We start from the raw sequence: 17,600 nt of genomic DNA, 5'->3' as shown, positions 1-17,600 counted from the left end.
CATAAAATAATAAAGTAATATTGATTTTAAATTTCTTAAAGTTATAATAAAAGTATGAAATTAAATTTCAAAGCAGGTGGTAATATGTTAGAAAATTTATCGACAGAACATCGCAATGAGAAGACGATGAATTTAGATGAGATGAGCATAAAAGAAGTTCTACAAAGTATGAATGAAGAAGATCGAACTGTTGCGTTAGCAGTTGAAAAAGAGATAGAACATATTGAAAAGGTTGTACGGGCTGTTATTCAATCTTTTGAAGAAGGAGGCCGATTAATTTACATTGGGGCTGGCACGAGTGGCCGTTTAGGTATTTTGGACGCAGTGGAATGTCCCCCGACATTTGGCACAGATGATAAAATGGTACAAGGATTTATAGCAGGTGGATTGAAAGCGTTTACTAAAGCGGTGGAAGGTGCCGAAGACCGCGAAGAGTTAGCAGAAGAAGATTTAAAAAGTATTGGATTAAACGAGAAAGATACTGTAATTGGAATTGCGGCAAGTGGTCGAACTCCTTATGTAATTGGCGGTTTGAAGTACGCGAATAGCGTAGGAGCGAGTACAGCTAGTATCTCCTGTAATAAAAATGCTGAAATAAGTAAATATGCAAAACTAAATGTGGAAGTAGAAACAGGCGCAGAAATTTTAACAGGTTCAACGCGGTTGAAGGCTGGTACAGCGCAAAAATTAGTACTGAATATGATTTCAACAGCTTCTATGATTGGTGTTGGAAAAGTATATAAAAATTTAATGGTAGATGTGCAATCTACGAATGAAAAGTTAGTAGAACGATCAAAACGAATTATTGTGGAAGCAACAGGGGTTAGTTATGAAGTAGCAGCAGGGCATTATGAAAAAGCAGGACGTAACGTGAAAGCTGCGATTGTTATGGTGTTGTTGCAGTGTGAGTATGGGGAAGCACTGGAGAAACTAAAAGAAGCAAAAGGGTTTGTGAAGAAGGCACTATAAAATAATAGGGAGGGGATTCTATTATGAAGAAAGAAGAGAGAATGGCCAAAGAAATTTCAGAGCAACTTGGGGGAGTAAAAAATATTCGTGGCATTGCTCATTGTATGACGAGACTACGATTAACGCTTCATGATGAAAGTAAAGTAAACATGGACCATTTGAAAAAGGTTGAAGGGGTTATGGGCGTTATTGAAGATGAGACGCTTCAAGTTGTCGTTGGTCCGGGAACGGTAAATAAAGTAGCAGCAGAGATGGAAGGTTTAACGGGACTGCGAATTGGTGAGGTGGCGGATCATCACCTTGAAGATCTTGGGCAAGAGATGAAGTCAGAGATGAAGAAGAAAAATAATACACCGGTGAAAAACTTTTTAAGAAAAATAGGAAGTATTTTCATTCCGTTAATTCCGGGTCTTGTTGCGTCAGGTATTATAAACGGGGTTGCTAACTTTGCGAAAAACGCAGGTGCTGATCCGAATGCAACATGGCTACAAATGTTACTACTTATTGGCGGCGGTATCTTTACATTCTTAGGCATTTTAGTCGGTTGGAATACAGCGAAAGAGTTTGGCGGGACACCAGTTCTTGGGGCAATTGCTGGTATTTTAATTTTCAATCCGGCGATGGCGAACGTAAAATTATTTGGTGAAGCGCTTGTACCTGGACGGGGCGGATTATTTGCAGTTATTTTTGCAGCATGGCTTATGGTTGTAGTGGAAAGACAAGTTCGAAAAGCTGTACCAAATGCAGTTGATATTATTATAACGCCGCTTATTACTGTGTTAGTCGTAAGTATCGTAACGATGTTAGCCATTCAGCCGGTAGCAGGTTTCTTATCTGAAGGAATTACGAGCGGAATTAATGGTATTTTAAGTATTGGTGGCGCGTTTGCGGGAGCAGTACTTGCAGGAACATTTTTACCGCTCGTTATGGTCGGATTACATCACGGTTTAACACCGATTCATATGGAGTTTATTAATCAAACGCACGTAACACCTTTATTACCAGTACTCGCAATGGCTGGAGCTGGTCAAGTAGGTGCAGCCATTGCGATTTTTGTAAAAACAAAAAATAAACGACTTCGTAACGTAATTAAAGGGGCATTACCAGTTGGATTTTTAGGAATTGGTGAACCGTTATTATACGGGGTTACATTACCACTTGGGAAACCGTTTCTTACCGCTTGTTTAGGGGCAGCTGTCGGCGGTGCATTCCAGGCAGTTATGAAAACAGCTGCACTCGGAATCGGTGTATCTGGATTATCATTAATTCCGTTAATTGCTGATAATAAATATTTATTATATTTCCTTGGATTAGTAGTGGCATATACGTTCGGATTCATCTTTACGTACTTCTTTGGATTTAAAGAAGAAATGGCAGAAAACATATAGAGAAAGGGATTCCTTTCTCTTTTTTTATTCATAGAAAGGGAGATTCATATGCTAGGAGTATCAATTTATCTTTCAAAAGAGCGAGTAAAGAAACAAGAAGAATGGCTAAAAGTAGCGAAAAAAAACGGGTTTTCATCTATTTTTACATCACTTCATATACCAGAAGATGACCCTGGTACGTATAAAGAGTTAATTCAAATACTTGGGAAGCAAGCTCTTGAAAATGACATGGAATTAATGGTCGATGTTTCTCCAAAATCGTTACACCATTTAGGGATGACGTATGAAAATGTGGAGGAGCTATTGGACTGGGGCATTACAGGCTTAAGAATGGACTACGGCATTGCGCCAAAAGAAATCGCACGCGTATCTCATAAGATGAAAGTAGCTTTAAATGCAAGTACAATTACAGATTCATTTTGGAAAGAGTTACTTTCGGAAAATATAAGAGTAAAGAATGTAGAAGCGTGGCATAATTTTTATCCGCGTCCAGAAACAGGACTAGCGAAGTCCTTCTTGCAACAGCAAAATCAATATTTGCATGAGTGCGGAATAAAAACGATGGCATTTATTCCAGGGGATGGGGAGAAACGGGGCCCGCTATATGAAGGCTTACCAACGTTAGAAAAGCACCGCAATATGCGTCCGCTTGAAGCGTATTTAGAACTTGTACAAGATTGTGATGTCGATAAAGTGTTAATCGGGGATATAAGCGCGAGTTTAGAAAGTGTACAAGAGATAGCGAGTGCGGGTAGAGGGATTATTCCGCTGCGGTACAAATCGTTTATAACTGATAAAGAAGTATTAAAAATGGTAGAGCAAGTGCATACGAATCGATTAGATCCAGCTCGTGATGTTATTCGCTCAGTAGAATCGCGAGAAGAACATAAAGTGATTTTACAGCCGATGCATACAATTGCAAGAAAGAAAGGCAGCATTACAATTGATAATGAATTGTACGGTAGATATGCTGGAGAGGTGCAAGTTGCTATACATGATTTGCCTGCAGATGAGAAAGTGAACGTTGTTGGCATGGTTGTAGAAGAGGATATATCTTTATTGCCGTATGTTGGCGCTGGAAAAATGTTTCAACTTTTTTGTGCAATAGAGTAAAAGCTTGAATTAGCGCTACTTTGTAGGAAAACATTATCCATAAAAGGGATAATGTTTTTTGTTTTCTTTAAAAAGTATTTGACGAATGAAATGAAATACCGTATTGTTTTGACTTGTGAATAAAAGTTCACCATAACAAAACAAAAAGGAGAGTTCAAAATGAATCAATACATTGGTAATTTAATTATTCGTATCGTGTTAGGAGTAACGTTCTTTGCACATGGTTTAGCGAAGTTTCAATCAGGTATCGATAACGTAGCAGGCTGGTTTACAAGCATTGGCTTACCAGGCGGTCTTGCATATGGCGTAGCAACAGTTGAATTAGTTGGTGGTATATTATTAATTATCGGTTTAGGCGTACGATATGTAGGATTGCTATTCGCTCTTATTTTAGCTGGAGCTATCGTAAAGGTAAATGGAGCAGCCGGTTTATTAGGAGATGGAAAGAATCCAGGATATGAATTAGATCTTGCATTATTATCAATGGGTGCGTATTTATTCGTTGTAAAAGCAGAAGGATATGTAGATCGTTTCTTAAAAGAGAAAGTAATGAAAACGAAGTAAACTTATTTATAAATTGTTGACTTGAATCATTATTGTAACTATAATGATTACAACGTGTAGAGTAAGAATACAACAATTTAAATATTTTTTTACACAAAGTGTAACAGTTGTAGTTACACTGTGTGTAAAAAATAAATAAAACGGGAGGAAGTAACATGCCTAAATCAAATTTAGAAATTATTCGAAGTACATATGAAGGATCAGCTTCTTCGAATGCAAAACATTTAGCAGAAGCCCTCTCTGAAAAAGTAGAATGGACAGAGGCGGAAGGGTTCCCGTACGGGGGAACTTATATCGGTGTAGAAGCAATAATGGAAAATGTATTTAGCCGATTAGGATCAGAATGGGATGATTATAAAGCGAGTGTAAATACATATCATGAAGTAAGCGGAAAAGATGTAATTATTGCTGAAGGTATGTATTCAGGAGTTTATAAAGACACGGGAAAATCATTTGAAGCAGAATTTGTTCATGTATGGCAACTTGAGAACGGAAAAATTGTGAAGTTTAAGCAGTATGTAGATAGTCATCTTGTTAGAGAAGCGATGAAGAGATAATGCTTTTTAAATGGGGCGTAGGTATATGCATTACAATTATAGTAATTTTCTCGTCTATAGTTGGCGGAAAGAAATTGCTTGCATATGTGGAAAAAGAAAATAAAAATATTCAAACCCAGCAAGTGGCAAACGAAAAAGAGAAGAAAGTTGCAGAAGAATTTTCACAAGTTAGTGAAGGTGAAATGATTTCTACTATGCACAAAATGGTACACCAAAAGGTAAAATCCTCTGAAAAATGGGGTTTTGTAGAAATGACAAACAAGGAAATTTCTAATGTGAAAAGAGATATTGAAAATAGTACAGGTTTTCAATATAAAATGAAGTTATTTTCTATTATAAATAGATGGGAAAGAGGAGATTTTTCTCAAACTGTTGAGGAGCACAATTTTTTATGGAGCCTTCAAGGTGGAGATACTGGCAAGGCAACAGAACGTTTATCACCAGAAGAGGAAAAGCAGTATATAAAAGAAATGAAGAATAAATAAAAACATCGCCAACTCAGATGACGATGTTTTTTCATTACGAATGTTTTCTTATTAAAGCTCTAGTTGGCTGAACAGCAACTGTTTTGAAATGAGAAAATAAATAACATCCTGTCACAACGATTATTGTCCCTACAATTTGTATCCATGTTAGTTCTTCACCGAGGAACAGGAATGCTAAAATAGCGGTAAAAATGGGATTAAAGTTTAGAAAAATACCAGATGTAGTTGCTCCTAATTTTTGTACGCCAACATTCCAAAATACCATACAAAGAACTGTGGAAATGAGTCCTGTATATAAAAGTGATGTTATAAAAGAAGTGTTGATATTTGTAACAGTGAAGCTTCCAATGTTAAATGGCAGTAATAAAATAACGCCGAAAATACCAGAGTATAATGTGGCCATGAGTGGTGTCGTTGTTTTTGTTGCCCATTTACTACAAACAGAATACATTCCCCAAATGCAAACAGCCGCAATCATCCATAAATCACCGCTATTAAAATGTAGTGAAAATAAAAGTGCAAGGTTACCTTTTAATAGGACGAGGATAACCCCGAAGAATGAAAGAATCATAGATAAAATTTGAAGTGTATTTACTTTTTCTTTTAGAAATAAGACAGAAAATAGTGCGATTGAAATCGCATTTAATGTAGAAATAAGCCCTACATTCGTTGCGGATGTTTTCTCTAGTGCTAGAAATTGAAAGATGTTAAAAAGAGCGACCCCTGAAATCCCCATTAGTATTAAAGGAAGTATGGCAGCACGAGGTGGAATGATTTTCTTTTCTTTAAACCATACCATCGGTAATAAACAAACGATCGCAATCATCCATCTTAAACTTGTAAGTGTCATTGGAGATGCGTGATCAACGAGTGATTTTCCAACGACGAAATTTCCTCCCCATAATAAGCTCGTTAGTAATAGTAAAAAGACATAAAAATAAGGCATATTAAAATCCCCTTTGTTGTAATCAATGTGAATTGTAAATAATTTTAGCATTTTTCTTTATTGTGTAATATATTATTTTGTATAATGAATAAAAGTTGATAAAATGTTTTGTTTTAGATAGTGTTTTGGAAATGATATTCAGTTTTATATAAGTTGTAAGGTGTTTTTTCGAATAATCATCGGTAAGAAAAAGGGGGAATTGTAATGGAGTCGTCAGTTATTAAAGTGTTGGATGATTTGGACGTACAAATTTTAGATATATTGCAGAAGGAGTCACAAGTAAGTAATGCAGAGCTTGCGCGACGTGTTAATTTATCACCAGCTGCGATGCATGCGAGAATAAAAAGATTAGATGGAGAAGGATTCATTGATAAGCAAGTAGCCATTTTAAATCAAGAAAAGCTTGGTTTTGATTTGTTATGCTTTATTTTTATGAGTACGAATATTCATCAATTTGACAAGTTGGAAGTGCTGGAAAAAGAATTAGAAGCGATGCCTGAAGTGTTAGAATGTCACTGCTTAACAGGAGAGTATGATTATTTATTAAAGGTTGCAAATCGTGATCGTAAAGAATTAGAGCAGTTTATTAGAAAGCTAAATAAGCTTGGTATTACAAAGATACAGACGAGTTTAGCACTTCGTGAAATTAAATATTCGACCGTATTACCGATACGAAATGAGGGACCGAGCATCGATTAGATCGCTTGTTTTTTTGTTTGTATAAAGTGATTGACGAGGAGAAAAGAGAGATGTATTATTATATAAAATTGTGTATTAAAATTCATTTTAAATTATAAATATTAATATTAGGGGCAAGGGGATAGAATATGAAAATCTTTAATGCGGTTACGAGTGATGTGAAAGAAATTTATGGTCTCATTGAGATTTACGCAAAAGAGGGAGTGGTTTTACCGCGTTCTCTTTTATCTCTCTACCAATATTTACAGTGTTTGTATGTTGTGAAAGAAGAGGGGGAAATCGTCGGAGTTGCTGGTTTACATGTGTTAGGGGAGGACCTTGCAGAAGTCCGGTCGTTAGTCGTTTCGCATACATATGCAGGGAAAGGGATTGGACGTATGTTAGTAAACCATGTAATAAATGAGGCAGCGAAAATAAAAGTGAGTAAAGTTATTTCTTTAACATATGAAACGGAATTTTTTCAAAAGTGCGGGTTTGATTTTGTGAATAGAGATGCATTGCCAGAGAAAGTATGGATTGATTGTAGGCATTGTCCAAAGGTAGATTATTGTGATGAAGTAGCGATGATTCGGTATGTTGGGTGAAGTTTTCAGGGAGAAAAGGGCCCATTATTATTTATGTAATAGTGGGTATCTATATTTTAGTCAAATATGAAATGTTGTTAAGAATTTCAATTAGTTTTTCATACTGTAAAATTCAAATACATGACATATAAACAAAGAAGAGCCTGATATGGCTCTCAGGCTCTTCCCTCAATAGCAAAGAGTAAGTCTTTTAATTACTCTTCTCCTACATAATACACAATATGTATTTGGATGTGTAGAGCAAGAAATTCCAATATAATTATCCGAATATAGTGTTTAAAAATAAAAACTAGATATTTTAAATAAGGAATTAAATTACAAATGCTGATTTAACGCACAATAGAAACGCGTTTATATAATGAGATGGTTAATAAAGTGATATTGCAATAATGAAATATGAAATATTGCATATCGAATTGTAGAACAAAAAAGTGAAATGATAATTGAGTGAAAATGCTATTTTGTAGAAAGGAATGTATAGCTTGAAATCTGAAGAAGCTACACATCTCATTACTGATTTAGAACGAAGAAAATCAGATTTAAAAAGAATTCAAAATGGCTTTTTGGGAATTTATAGAGAGGAATATCGTGACAGTATTGCATAAGTAAATATTTATTTTGAATCAAGTGAACATGCGATTGGGATTATGAAAGATGAAAATAAAAAGAGCAGCTATAAAGTGAAGTGAACCCTAAAAGTTAGACACGGTTATTTCATTAGGCAGCTTGATAAAAGGGAATCCGGTATTGTACCGGGCTCATTTTTAATTTTGCCTTAATCCGTTTCGTATTATAATAATCGATATATTTTTTTAATTCTATTTTAAAATGTTCTACACTTTCAAATTCTTTTATATAGAGGAACTCCGACTTCATAATCCCAAAGAAATTCTCTATTACTGCGTTGTCGTCACAGTTACCTTTTCGAGACATACTCTGGACAATCGCTCTTGATTCAAGTGTACGGACGTATTGTCTCATTTGATAATGCCACCCTTGATCCGAATGCATCAGTAGTTGGTGGTTTTCAGGTAAACGTTCTAATGCCTTCTCTAACATCTCTGAAACAAGTGAATACGTCGGTCTAGAACCAATTGTATAGGTAATCATTTCACCATTATACAAGTCTAATACAGGTGATACATACAGTTTTTCTCCAAACAATTTAAACTCTGTGATGCCCGTTACCCATTTTTGATTCGGGGCATCTGTGTAGAAATTACGCTCTAACATATTAGGTGCAATTTTACCGACTTTTCCTTTATAGGATTTATATTTCTTCATACGCACAACACACTTTAATCCAAGCTCTTTCATAATGCGCTGAATCTTCTTGTGATTCACTTTCTGACCACGATTCATTAATTCATCACGAATGCGACGGTAGCCATAACGACCTTCATTTTCCTCATAAATCGCTTTAATTTCAGCTTTCAAATCGGCATCTTGATCCGGAAGATTCATTTTTTTTACTAAATCATAATACGTAATCCGTGGAATACCAGCTAGCTCCACGAGTGCCTTCACCGAATATTTATGCCTTAATTCATAGACTACTTGCGCTTTGTCTTGTTTCGTGATTTTTCCTTGTTTTGAACTAAGGCATTCAACTTTTTTAAGTACTCATTTTCCATTTCAAGCTGTTGAACACGTGCTTCAAGTGCCTCAACTGACCCTTCAGCTAACGCTTGTTTTAATTGTTTATTTGAATCTTTTTTCATGGATGGACGCCCCTTTTTCTTAGATTGAAGGGCATCAATTCCTTGTATTTCGAACTGTTTTTTCCAAACAGAAATCGTTGAAGGGCAGGAATGTTAAAGATAGCTGCCGTCTCAAATAAGGACATACCGTTTTCAATCATAAAGTTTAGTACGTCTAGTTTAAATTGTTGTGTGTAATTTGTACACCGTTTTAGAAAAGCTTCCACACCATTCTGTTTATATTGGTTTACCCAATTCAGAATGATTGTGTTACTTATACCGATTTCTCGACAACTTTCATTTCCTTTCAAATAACGTAGAACGATTTGTATTTTTTCATCAGCTGTAAATTTAGCCATAGAAAAACTGCACCTCCAATTGTTAGACTGTGTCTAACAATTGGGGTGCAGTTCATATTCAAGGGATCTCTCCAAGGGGGAGTGGAGAAAATATTATGTTACTAGCAGTATTGACAGGTTATTAGGAAATATACAAATCGGATGGAATAAATTTTTGGCATTGACAGTTTTTTAAATATTCATGTACAATATTTATGAATGACATTCAGTCATTTTGTGTAGCAGGATGCCATTTGCTTGAAAACGGAACAAATATAAATGGTAAATGAGGATGATAGTTGTTTATATAGTAGTGATGAAAGAGTATATTTTTTTAAAACAAAAATGACTGATAGTCAGTCATAAGAGGTGAGAGGTATGAAGAATAGAGCTTGGTTATATGTCATATTAACATGTATCTTTGAAATTTTTTGGGTGTTTGGTTTTAATACAGCCGATACTTGGTGGCATTGGATTATTATTTTAGGCGTTATCGCTGTTGATTTTCACTTCCTTTCTAAAGCGTGTGAGCATCTTGCAACAGGGACTGTATATGCTGTTTTCGCCGGAGCTGGTACGGTAGGTACTTTCTTAATGGATGTATTCCTTTTCGGCGGGAGTTTCAGTGTAGGGAAATTATTCTTTATCGTGATGGTTGTAGCCGGCGTTATCGGTTTAAAACTAGCTGATAATAAAGAAGAAACTGTGGAAGGAGCTGCTTAAAGATGGGTTGGTTTTTCGTATTTTGTGCTGCAATTAGTGAAATAGTCGGTGTGATCGGTCTTAAAATGTATAGTAAAGATAAAACGTTAGCAAATGGTGCACTTTATATAGGTGGGTTTGCTACATCTTTTGCATTCTTGTATACATCTTTCTTATTTTTACAAGTAAGTGTCGCGTATGCGGTTTGGATTGGTATTGGAACAGCAGGTGCCGTTTTATTAAACATGTTCCTGTTTGGGGAGTCGAAAAGTAAAGCACGTATCATTAGTGTGGCTCTTATTGTATGTGGCGTGACAGGGTTAAAGGCTCTTTCGTAAAGATATACTGTATCTCCTAACAAGTCGTTAGGAGATTTTTATCGTAAAAAGTACACGATAATTGACAGTATAGCTAGTTATTCTATAAAATGAGTGACAGTCATTCAATACGCGTGTGAAAGGGTTTAGATGATGAATAAAAAAGAGAAAATTGTCTATGCAGCTATTGAAGTGTTTCAGGAAAAGGGCGTTGAAAAAACGAAGATTTCTGATATCGTGAAATTAGCTGGCATTGCACAAGGAACTTTCTATTTATATTTTCCTTCTAAGTTATCTGTTATGCCTGCAATAGCAGAAGTGATGGTTGAGAAGATGATACTTGCAGTGAAAGAAAAAGTGCAAAACGATGCGCCTTTTTCAAGTAAAGTGACGCAAGTAATAGATGCGGTGTTTCACTTCATAGCGGAATATCGTGAAATACAAGCTTTAATGTATGCTGGTCTTGCATCTACAGAACATATAAAAGAATGGGAAGCTGTGTATGAGCCTCTTTATATGTGGTTAAGCGAGTTTTTAAATGCGGCGAAAGAAGCTGGTGAAATTCGTGATTCGGTTCACGCAGAGCGAACAGCGAAGTTATTTATCGCTCTTGTTGAATCAGCAGCGGAACAAGTGTATTTATATGATCATAAAGATGATGAGCAAGTTGAGCTACAAAAGGCAGAAGTACTAGATTTTTTAACACATGCATTACATATAAAGAAATAGTGAGATGAACCTGTCTGAGAAGGTAGGTTCATTTTTGAGGAAAACTGAATGATAGTCATTCACCTAATGCGTATGTATGTGTGGAAGGATACAGTGAAATTCTAACGAGTAGGGGCATCTCTACTCATGATTAGCCCACAAATAGCAGGATAAAGAAAAAGCTTCTTGGGCATTATTTTTTTGAGGGGAGCTTACGGGAAGAGGTGTTGAAAGTGAAGAAACCGATAAAAGAACAAAAGATGGTATTGGTCATTCTTTTGAGTAATATATTTATCGCTTTTTTAGGGATTGGATTAATCATTCCGGTTATGCCGTCCTTTATGAATGATATGGGTTTAACAGGTAAGACGATGGGATATCTCGTTGCAGTGTTTGCAATGGCTCAGCTTATTGCTTCACCTATTACAGGCCGATGGGTCGATCTTTACGGTAGGAAGAAAATGATCATCATTGGATTATTTATTTTTGGTGTTTCAGAGCTTCTTTTTGGATTAGGAACAGATGTATGGATGCTATATGCAGCGAGGGTGTTAGGCGGAATTAGTGCTGCGTTTATTATGCCTGGTGTTACGGCATATGTTGCGGATATTACATCTATGCAGGAACGTCCAAAGGCGATGGGATATTTATCTGCTGCTATTAGTACCGGCTTTATTATAGGTCCTGGAATCGGCGGATTTATTGCAGAATACGGTATACGTGTGCCGTTTTTCGTTGCAGCAGCAATTGCTTTTATAGCATGTGTAATTTCGATCTTTATTTTAAAAGAACCGTTAACGAAAGAGGAGCTTGCAGAGATTTCTTCTAATACGAAAGAATCAAGCTTTATTGGTGATTTAAAGAAATCATTACATCCAATGTATGCAATCGCATTTATTATCGTATTTGTACTTGCGTTTGGTTTATCAGCGTATGAAACTGTGTTTAGTCTGTTTTCTGATCATAAGTTTGGATTTACACCGAAAGATATTGCAGCAATTATTACAATTAGTTCAATCTTTGGGGTAGTTGTGCAAGTATTTATGTTTGGTAAATTGGTTGATATATTCGGTGAAAAAGTGTTAATTCAAATATGTTTAATTGTAGGTGCAGTATTAGCGTTCGTTTCAACTGTAGTCTTTAATTATTGGATTGTACTTCTCGTTACGTGCTTCATTTTCCTTGCATTTGATTTACTTCGTCCAGCTTTAACGACGTTTTTATCAAAAGCAGCTGGAAAAGAGCAAGGGTTCGTTGCTGGTATGAACTCAACTTATACGAGTTTAGGAAATATAGCAGGACCGGCGATGGGCGGAATATTATTTGATATGAACATTCATTATCCATATGCATTTTCAGGAGTTGTTTTAATAGTTGGTCTCGCTATTACATTTATGTGGAGAGAGAAACAGCTAGCTGAAAGTTTTGCGAAGTAATAAAACCCCTTACGACGGTAAGGGGTTTTTGTTTTATAAGCTTAATCCAAACCGTTTTAATTCAATAAATATCCCCTCTAATTGCTTTCCTTTATCCGTTAATGTGTACTCTACACGAGGCGGAACTTCTGGATATACTTTTCTCGTTATAATGCCTTGAGACTCTAATTCTTTTAGTCGAAGCGATAATGTTTTTGGACTAATACCATCCATTGACTTTTGTAAATCACTAAAGCGTAATGTTCCTTCGATAAGAAGGTCACGAATGATTAAAAAAGTCCATTTTGTACTAATAACGTCAAGTGTCTTGGCGATAGGACATGGGATTCCAGGTAAACCTTTCGTTAACATAACCGGATCTATATTGCTCATGGAACTAGCCCTCCTATAAAAATTTTTTGAGTGAATTTGCTTTATAGTATCACAAAACTATCTTTTTGGTAACTATATGAAAAAAATATCACTACTTCCGAAAGGGAAGCTATTGCATATACAATAGCAATAAGAAATATAAAGAGTTTGTAGTAGGGGAGGTGATTTCCATGGGTATAAAAAAGTTGTTTGCGTTCCTTAGTTTTTTTGTCATTTGCATTGTGCTTGTAGCATGTGGCGTGGAAGAAAAAACGGAAGTCCAGTTATTAAAAGAAATGCCAAAGCCAAAAGCGATGACAATTGATCCCTCACTAAGTCAAAAGGAAGCGACCGAAATGGTTCATGCAGCGCAGCGTTTTTATGCATTTTGGGATACAGGTAAAGAGGAACTTATTCCGCAGACTGTTACTGAAGATTTTTTCGATCATACATTGCCGAAAGGGCGACCACAAGGCATGGAAGGATTAAAGTTTGCGGCGCAAAACTTTCATAAAGTTGTTCCTAACATACATTGCGAGATTGAAGATTTATTAGTCGTCGGTGATAAAGTAACAGCTCGTCTTTCTTTTACAGGAACGCATAACGATAAAAAAATCGATTTTTTTGCAATTGATATTTTACATGTGAAAGACGGAAAGATTACAGAAGACTGGCATTTAGAAGATAATCTTACGCTGAAGCAGCAACTTGGGTTAATAGCTGAAGAATAAAAATAAGGGAGAGAAAAGCGATGAAAAATATATTAATTATAAATGGGCATGAAAAATACGGTACGAAAGAAGGACGATTAAATAGAACGTTAGTTGATTATATGGTAACGGTATTAAGTGAGAAGCATCATGTGAAAACAACAACGATTCAAGATGGCTATAGTATTAAAGAAGAACAAGAGAAGTTTTTATGGGCTGATGTTGTGATTTATCAAACACCGATTTATTGGTTTAGTGTTCCAGGATTATTTAAAACGTATATGGATGAAGTGTATGAATACGGTTTGTTCTTTAAAGGTGCAGATGAATATGGAACAGGTGGTTTATTAACAGAGAAAGAGTATATGTTCTCTACAACTTGGAATGCACCTGAAAATTCATTTGGAGATAAGACGAAGTTCTTTGAAGGGGAAAGTCTAGAATCAACGCTTAGTCATTTACACCGCGTGCAGAAGTTTCTTGGAATGAGTCCGTTAAAGAGTTTTGCTTGTTATGATGTGGTGAAGAATCCGGATATTGAGAAGTTTTTATTAAACTTGAAAGATCACTTAGATGAAGTAATTAAATAATAGTTTATATTTGTATGTGAAGAAGGTACTACTAAGGATGTAGTACCTTCTCCTTTTATAAAAACTTGCATGTTAATACGTGGATGGCTGTATCCATAACTTCGCAAAATTTGCCCAGCCGAATGAATCAATTGTTACGTTTTTCAAAGCAGAAGGGTATGTTTTTCTTTTTAAAACGTGATAGTTAAATAAAATGATGTGTTCTGTTTGTAAAAATTCTTCGATCTCATACATGAGCTCATAGCGCTTCTCTTTATTTTCTTCTAATAAAAAAGTATCAAGTAAGCAGTTAATTTGTTTTTCATAGTGCGGGTCCATGAACCGGTTTACGAAGCAACTTTTATTTTTAAATACATTTAAGAATGCAAGTTCATGATCGGTAGCAAATACTTCTCCCATGAAAATAATATCGGCATGTTGATCGATAGAACGGTTCATATAATCTGAAACGAGAAAGGGGTGAAGCTCTACTTGTATACCTAAACTTTCACATCGTTCTTTTAGAAAATATGCATCATTTGCACTATCTTTAAATGCGAAGAAGTAAATATGTATCGTCTCTCCATTATAGGTGCTCTTTTTTAAATACTCTTTCGCTTTTTTTAAAGAGTAGGACCTTGTAGGACTTTTGCGGCTTCTTTCAGGGAAAAAGCTTGATGCAGCAATTGTCCGTCTGCCTTCTATGCTACGAAGTATCGTTTCAACGTCATATAGTTCTCTCCAAGCCTTTCGAAAGTAAATGTCGTGATGAGGACCAGATTTTGTAAAGTTGAAGCCAGCATAAATACAACCTATTTCTTCTATTTGTATATTATACCTTTCATTTTTCTCCTCATTTGGTAGTTCATAATCAGCATCGATTTGTATATGATCAGGAATACCCCAAAATTCAATACGGTCTAATAATGCGCGTTCTTTAAAATAGTGGGTGAACGCTTCGAGTACGATATTGTCTTCAGAGTAATGAGCAAGTTTGAAAGGTCCAGTACCTATGTAATGATGATTTTGGATACTCACATCACGCGGTAAAATTGCTAATTGTATGGAACTTACATAGTGTAAGAAAAATAAATTTGGTTTTGCTAAATGAAATCGAATTTGCAGTGGTGATGGCGTTTCAATTTGAACAATTTCTTCTGTTAACCATTCAAAAGGAGAGTGAACTTCTTTTAGTCTTTCAAATGAAAATTGTACATCTTTAGAAGTTAAAACTGTTTCGTTATGAAAATATACATCCTTTCGTAAATAAAAAGTCCACGTAAGCCCGTCTTCACTTAATTCCCACGTATGCGCAATGTGTGGTTCCATTTTTTCAGTAACATCGTTATAAACGACTAACGTGTCAAAAATTTGACCCGTAAGATGGCTCTCTGTAGTTACAGCTACAAAAGCCGGATCTAATGGGAATAGCTTTCTCGATATAGGAATCTTTAATATGTCGTACATATCATTTGAAGGTTCGTATCCAAAATGATGATGTAGTTTATTTTCTATCTTTTTTTGAAGTGCAAGGGGTAGGGGTTCTTTTAAAAGAAGAAAGATATCTTTTAATTTTTCTTGAGCTAACAGTTCATCTGTATAGGACTCAATCGCTTCTACGAAATTATGTATAAATAGAATTTCCGTTTTATTCCCGCGGCCTCGACCTGGAGTCCAGTGAATTAATTGCTCCTCGCTCATTTTCTTTAATAAAATCTTTACGTTTTTTGTACTGCAATATAAAACATCCGCTAATTCTTGTAAGCTATTTCGCATATGTTGTTGATCTTGTGCATGTAGTCTTAGTCTAATGTAATAGTCCATAATTTTCATATATACACTTCCTTCTATCATAAAAGGGGAAACTCTTTAGAATATTCTAACCTTTTTCTTCCTTTTTTTCAAAGTAAAATAAGTAAGCATAAGGAGGGGGAAACAATGGGATTTTGGAGTATGCATCGAAATATAAAAATTAGAATTATAACTTCGTTTTTAACACGAACTGTATCCACGATGATTTTTCCATTTATGGCGATTTATTTTTCAATAAAGTTAGGTAGTGCGATTGCTGGTGCGTTACTACTTATTAATGTCATAGCTTCATTAGTAATTGGTCTATACGGTGGATATGTTGGAGACCGGCTTGGGCGTAAAAAGGTTATGATTATCGGTCAAAGTATACAAGTCATTTCCATTGCTTGTATGGGAGTTGCGAATTCGGATTATGTAGATTCACCGTGGTTAACATTTATCTTTATGCTAGTGAATAGCCTAGGATCTGGACTTATGAATCCTGCGACAGAGGCGATGTTAATTGATGTGAGTACACCGGAAAATCGAAAAGTGATGTACAGCATTAACTACTGGGCGATTAATTTATCCATTGCAATTGGAGCGATATTTGGAGGACTACTATTTGAAAACTATAGATTACAATTGTTTATCGTATTAACAGTAGTTGCAATTATTACTTTATATGTGATGGCTGTATATATGGAAGAGGTGTATGTAGCGAGAAAAACAGTAGAGAAGAAAAATATATTAAAAGATATGGCAGATAGTTATAAAGTTGTAATGAAAGATAGAGCGTTTTTAATTTTTTGTGCAGCGAGTATATGTACATTATCATTAGAGTTTCAAATTAATAATTATTTAGGAGTACGTTTGCAGAAGGAATTTGAAACGGTACACTTTTTATTCGGGAATGGTGTTACGTTTGATTTAACAGGTATTCGCATGCTGAGCTGGATTTCAGCAGAGAATACAATTTTAGTAGTGTTATGTTCAGCTCTGCTTATTAAAATGCTAAAAAGCTTCAACGATTTGAAAATCTTATATGTAGGTTTGTTCATTTATACAATTGGATTTACAATACTCGGAACGAGCAATAGCTTATGGATTTTATTATTTGCAGGACTTTTCCAAACAGTAGGTGAGATGATGTATGTGCCAGTACGTCAATCTATTATGGCAGATATGGTGCCAAATGAGGCGAGAGGTTCATATATGGCGATTAACGGAATGGTCTTTCAAGTGGCAAAAATGAACGGGGCATTAGGTGTTATGCTAGGTTCATTTCTTGCATCTTGGGGGATGAGTGCTCTGTACTTTATCGTTGGTATGAGCAGTATTTTATTATTTATGAAAGCGATAGGGAAAGAGAAGTATGAGGGCGAGGTTTCTCAGATTGGATAAAACGATATGAAAAGCGATGCTAGAAATCGCTTTTCATATGGCTTTTAAAATGGATCAACTTCAGCTAAATCAGGATTGCTATTTGGATTTGTTAATAAGACTTTCAGCTCACCTACTTCAGAGAGCGCAACGAGGATATAACCACTAATAAGGACGACGAGTCCGATGACCCTTAATGTTTGCAGTGTAATGTCACGGCTACTGTTTTCGGAATTGTCTTGGGGCGTTGAAGGTGGATTGTTATTCATGATTAAGGCTCCCATCTTTTT

General features: G+C 35.6%; 20 protein-coding genes and 1 pseudogene. 16 read left to right on the top strand and 5 right to left on the bottom strand.

Going from position 1 to position 17,600, the window contains the following annotated elements; genetic code table 11:
- Positions 1-84 precede the first annotated feature (84 nt).
- From murQ to LMD38_RS21835, 6 genes are all read left to right on the top strand, one after another.
- Positions 85-969, top strand: coding sequence for an N-acetylmuramic acid 6-phosphate etherase (gene murQ / locus LMD38_RS21860; RefSeq protein ID WP_062821557.1), 885 nt, complete (start codon positions 85-87; stop codon positions 967-969).
- 23 nt (positions 970-992) lie between these two features.
- Entirely contained in the window at positions 993-2,357 is a 1,365-nt protein-coding gene (locus LMD38_RS21855; protein WP_062821558.1) for a PTS transporter subunit EIIC, read from the top strand.
- 48 nt (positions 2,358-2,405) lie between these two features.
- Positions 2,406-3,470: a DUF871 domain-containing protein gene (locus LMD38_RS21850; RefSeq protein ID WP_062821559.1), complete on the top strand. Its 1,065-nt coding sequence runs from the start codon at positions 2,406-2,408 to the stop codon at positions 3,468-3,470.
- Positions 3,471-3,629: 159 nt separating this feature from the next.
- Positions 3,630-4,034, top strand: coding sequence for a DoxX family protein (locus LMD38_RS21845; protein WP_001077751.1), 405 nt, complete (start codon positions 3,630-3,632; stop codon positions 4,032-4,034).
- 155 nt (positions 4,035-4,189) lie between these two features.
- On the top strand, positions 4,190-4,591 hold the full coding sequence (locus tag LMD38_RS21840; protein ID WP_014893280.1) for a nuclear transport factor 2 family protein: 402 nt from the start codon (positions 4,190-4,192) through the stop codon (positions 4,589-4,591).
- Complete coding sequence (locus LMD38_RS21835; protein WP_062821560.1) at positions 4,591-5,076, top strand: PRK06770 family protein; 486 nt, start codon at positions 4,591-4,593, stop codon at positions 5,074-5,076. Before LMD38_RS21840 ends, LMD38_RS21835 begins: the two co-directional genes overlap by 1 nt.
- Before the next feature lie 34 nt (positions 5,077-5,110).
- On the opposite strand, the gene LMD38_RS21830 is transcribed toward LMD38_RS21835, so the two are convergent.
- On the bottom strand, positions 5,111-6,022 hold the full coding sequence (locus LMD38_RS21830; protein WP_062821561.1) for a DMT family transporter: 912 nt from the start codon (positions 6,020-6,022) through the stop codon (positions 5,111-5,113).
- 204 nt (positions 6,023-6,226) lie between these two features.
- Between LMD38_RS21830 and LMD38_RS21825 the strand changes: the two genes are divergently transcribed.
- From LMD38_RS21825 to LMD38_RS28665, 3 genes are all read left to right on the top strand, one after another.
- Complete coding sequence (locus tag LMD38_RS21825) at positions 6,227-6,721, top strand: Lrp/AsnC family transcriptional regulator (RefSeq protein WP_000446093.1); 495 nt, start codon at positions 6,227-6,229, stop codon at positions 6,719-6,721.
- Positions 6,722-6,849: 128 nt separating this feature from the next.
- Positions 6,850-7,305, top strand: a complete 456-nt coding sequence (locus tag LMD38_RS21820) for an N-acetyltransferase (RefSeq protein ID WP_061183540.1) — start codon at positions 6,850-6,852, stop codon at positions 7,303-7,305.
- Between the two features lie 482 nt (positions 7,306-7,787).
- Positions 7,788-7,910 (top strand): hypothetical protein, encoded by a 123-nt coding sequence (locus LMD38_RS28665; protein WP_016716560.1) that lies wholly within the window; start codon positions 7,788-7,790, stop codon positions 7,908-7,910.
- 112 nt (positions 7,911-8,022) lie between these two features.
- Here the strand turns inward: LMD38_RS28665 and LMD38_RS21815 are convergent.
- Positions 8,023-9,364, bottom strand: a pseudogene (locus LMD38_RS21815) (IS3 family transposase).
- 357 nt (positions 9,365-9,721) lie between these two features.
- On the opposite strand from LMD38_RS21815, the gene LMD38_RS21810 reads away from it, so the two are divergent.
- The 4 genes from LMD38_RS21810 (at position 9,722) to LMD38_RS21795 (ending at position 12,506) form a co-directional block, all read left to right on the top strand.
- Positions 9,722-10,066: a DMT family transporter gene (locus LMD38_RS21810; RefSeq protein ID WP_000796016.1), complete on the top strand. Its 345-nt coding sequence runs from the start codon at positions 9,722-9,724 to the stop codon at positions 10,064-10,066.
- Between the two features lie 2 nt (positions 10,067-10,068).
- Positions 10,069-10,383, top strand: a complete 315-nt coding sequence (locus LMD38_RS21805) for a DMT family transporter (RefSeq protein ID WP_000539674.1) — start codon at positions 10,069-10,071, stop codon at positions 10,381-10,383.
- Positions 10,384-10,512: 129 nt separating this feature from the next.
- Positions 10,513-11,091: a TetR/AcrR family transcriptional regulator gene (locus tag LMD38_RS21800; RefSeq protein WP_062821563.1), complete on the top strand. Its 579-nt coding sequence runs from the start codon at positions 10,513-10,515 to the stop codon at positions 11,089-11,091.
- A gap of 212 nt (positions 11,092-11,303) precedes the next feature.
- Positions 11,304-12,506, top strand: coding sequence for an MFS transporter (locus tag LMD38_RS21795; protein ID WP_048554199.1), 1,203 nt, complete (start codon positions 11,304-11,306; stop codon positions 12,504-12,506).
- Positions 12,507-12,539: 33 nt separating this feature from the next.
- On the opposite strand, the gene LMD38_RS21790 is transcribed toward LMD38_RS21795, so the two are convergent.
- Complete coding sequence (locus LMD38_RS21790) at positions 12,540-12,878, bottom strand: winged helix-turn-helix transcriptional regulator (protein WP_062821564.1); 339 nt, start codon at positions 12,876-12,878, stop codon at positions 12,540-12,542.
- A gap of 170 nt (positions 12,879-13,048) precedes the next feature.
- On the opposite strand from LMD38_RS21790, the gene LMD38_RS21785 reads away from it, so the two are divergent.
- On the top strand, positions 13,049-13,588 hold the full coding sequence (locus LMD38_RS21785; protein WP_062821565.1) for an ester cyclase: 540 nt from the start codon (positions 13,049-13,051) through the stop codon (positions 13,586-13,588).
- A gap of 20 nt (positions 13,589-13,608) precedes the next feature.
- Complete coding sequence (locus tag LMD38_RS21780) at positions 13,609-14,157, top strand: NAD(P)H-dependent oxidoreductase (RefSeq protein ID WP_062821566.1); 549 nt, start codon at positions 13,609-13,611, stop codon at positions 14,155-14,157.
- A 72-nt stretch (positions 14,158-14,229) separates the two neighbouring features.
- On the opposite strand, the gene LMD38_RS21775 is transcribed toward LMD38_RS21780, so the two are convergent.
- Positions 14,230-15,990, bottom strand: a complete 1,761-nt coding sequence (locus LMD38_RS21775) for an SgrR family transcriptional regulator (RefSeq protein ID WP_140168505.1) — start codon at positions 15,988-15,990, stop codon at positions 14,230-14,232.
- Between the two features lie 84 nt (positions 15,991-16,074).
- Between LMD38_RS21775 and LMD38_RS21770 the strand changes: the two genes are divergently transcribed.
- Positions 16,075-17,331 (top strand): MDR family MFS transporter, encoded by a 1,257-nt coding sequence (locus tag LMD38_RS21770; RefSeq protein ID WP_062821568.1) that lies wholly within the window; start codon positions 16,075-16,077, stop codon positions 17,329-17,331.
- Positions 17,332-17,375: 44 nt separating this feature from the next.
- Here the strand turns inward: LMD38_RS21770 and LMD38_RS21765 are convergent, their stop codons facing one another.
- Positions 17,376-17,579, bottom strand: coding sequence for a hypothetical protein (locus LMD38_RS21765; RefSeq protein WP_062821569.1), 204 nt, complete (start codon positions 17,577-17,579; stop codon positions 17,376-17,378).
- Between the last annotated feature and the right edge of the window lie 21 nt (positions 17,580-17,600).

This window comes from Bacillus pacificus, from assembly GCF_020861345.1.
In the GTDB taxonomy this organism is placed as follows: domain Bacteria; phylum Bacillota; class Bacilli; order Bacillales; family Bacillaceae_G; genus Bacillus_A; species Bacillus_A pacificus.
Note: the sequence above shows the minus strand (reverse complement) of the source record. Positions and strands in the feature narration are given on the sequence as shown.

Excerpts from the sequence above, each read along its gene's own strand:
- murQ (WP_062821557.1), top strand. The coding sequence starts at position 85 with ATGTTAGAAAATTTATCGACAGAACATCGCAATGAGAAGACGATGAAT.
- LMD38_RS21855 (WP_062821558.1), top strand. The coding sequence starts at position 993 with ATGAAGAAAGAAGAGAGAATGGCCAAAGAAATTTCAGAGCAACTTGGG.
- LMD38_RS21850 (WP_062821559.1), top strand. The coding sequence starts at position 2,406 with ATGCTAGGAGTATCAATTTATCTTTCAAAAGAGCGAGTAAAGAAACAA.
- LMD38_RS21845 (WP_001077751.1), top strand. The coding sequence starts at position 3,630 with ATGAATCAATACATTGGTAATTTAATTATTCGTATCGTGTTAGGAGTA.
- LMD38_RS21840 (WP_014893280.1), top strand. The coding sequence starts at position 4,190 with ATGCCTAAATCAAATTTAGAAATTATTCGAAGTACATATGAAGGATCA.
- LMD38_RS21835 (WP_062821560.1), top strand. The coding sequence starts at position 4,591 with ATGCTTTTTAAATGGGGCGTAGGTATATGCATTACAATTATAGTAATT.
- LMD38_RS21830 (WP_062821561.1), bottom strand. The coding sequence starts at position 6,022 with ATGCCTTATTTTTATGTCTTTTTACTATTACTAACGAGCTTATTATGG.
- LMD38_RS21825 (WP_000446093.1), top strand. The coding sequence starts at position 6,227 with ATGGAGTCGTCAGTTATTAAAGTGTTGGATGATTTGGACGTACAAATT.
- LMD38_RS21820 (WP_061183540.1), top strand. The coding sequence starts at position 6,850 with ATGAAAATCTTTAATGCGGTTACGAGTGATGTGAAAGAAATTTATGGT.
- LMD38_RS21810 (WP_000796016.1), top strand. The coding sequence starts at position 9,722 with ATGAAGAATAGAGCTTGGTTATATGTCATATTAACATGTATCTTTGAA.
- LMD38_RS21805 (WP_000539674.1), top strand. The coding sequence starts at position 10,069 with ATGGGTTGGTTTTTCGTATTTTGTGCTGCAATTAGTGAAATAGTCGGT.
- LMD38_RS21800 (WP_062821563.1), top strand. The coding sequence starts at position 10,513 with ATGATGAATAAAAAAGAGAAAATTGTCTATGCAGCTATTGAAGTGTTT.
- LMD38_RS21790 (WP_062821564.1), bottom strand. The coding sequence starts at position 12,878 with ATGAGCAATATAGATCCGGTTATGTTAACGAAAGGTTTACCTGGAATC.
- LMD38_RS21785 (WP_062821565.1), top strand. The coding sequence starts at position 13,049 with ATGGGTATAAAAAAGTTGTTTGCGTTCCTTAGTTTTTTTGTCATTTGC.
- LMD38_RS21780 (WP_062821566.1), top strand. The coding sequence starts at position 13,609 with ATGAAAAATATATTAATTATAAATGGGCATGAAAAATACGGTACGAAA.
- LMD38_RS21775 (WP_140168505.1), bottom strand. The coding sequence starts at position 15,990 with ATGATAGAAGGAAGTGTATATATGAAAATTATGGACTATTACATTAGA.
- LMD38_RS21770 (WP_062821568.1), top strand. The coding sequence starts at position 16,075 with ATGGGATTTTGGAGTATGCATCGAAATATAAAAATTAGAATTATAACT.
- LMD38_RS21765 (WP_062821569.1), bottom strand. The coding sequence starts at position 17,579 with ATGAATAACAATCCACCTTCAACGCCCCAAGACAATTCCGAAAACAGT.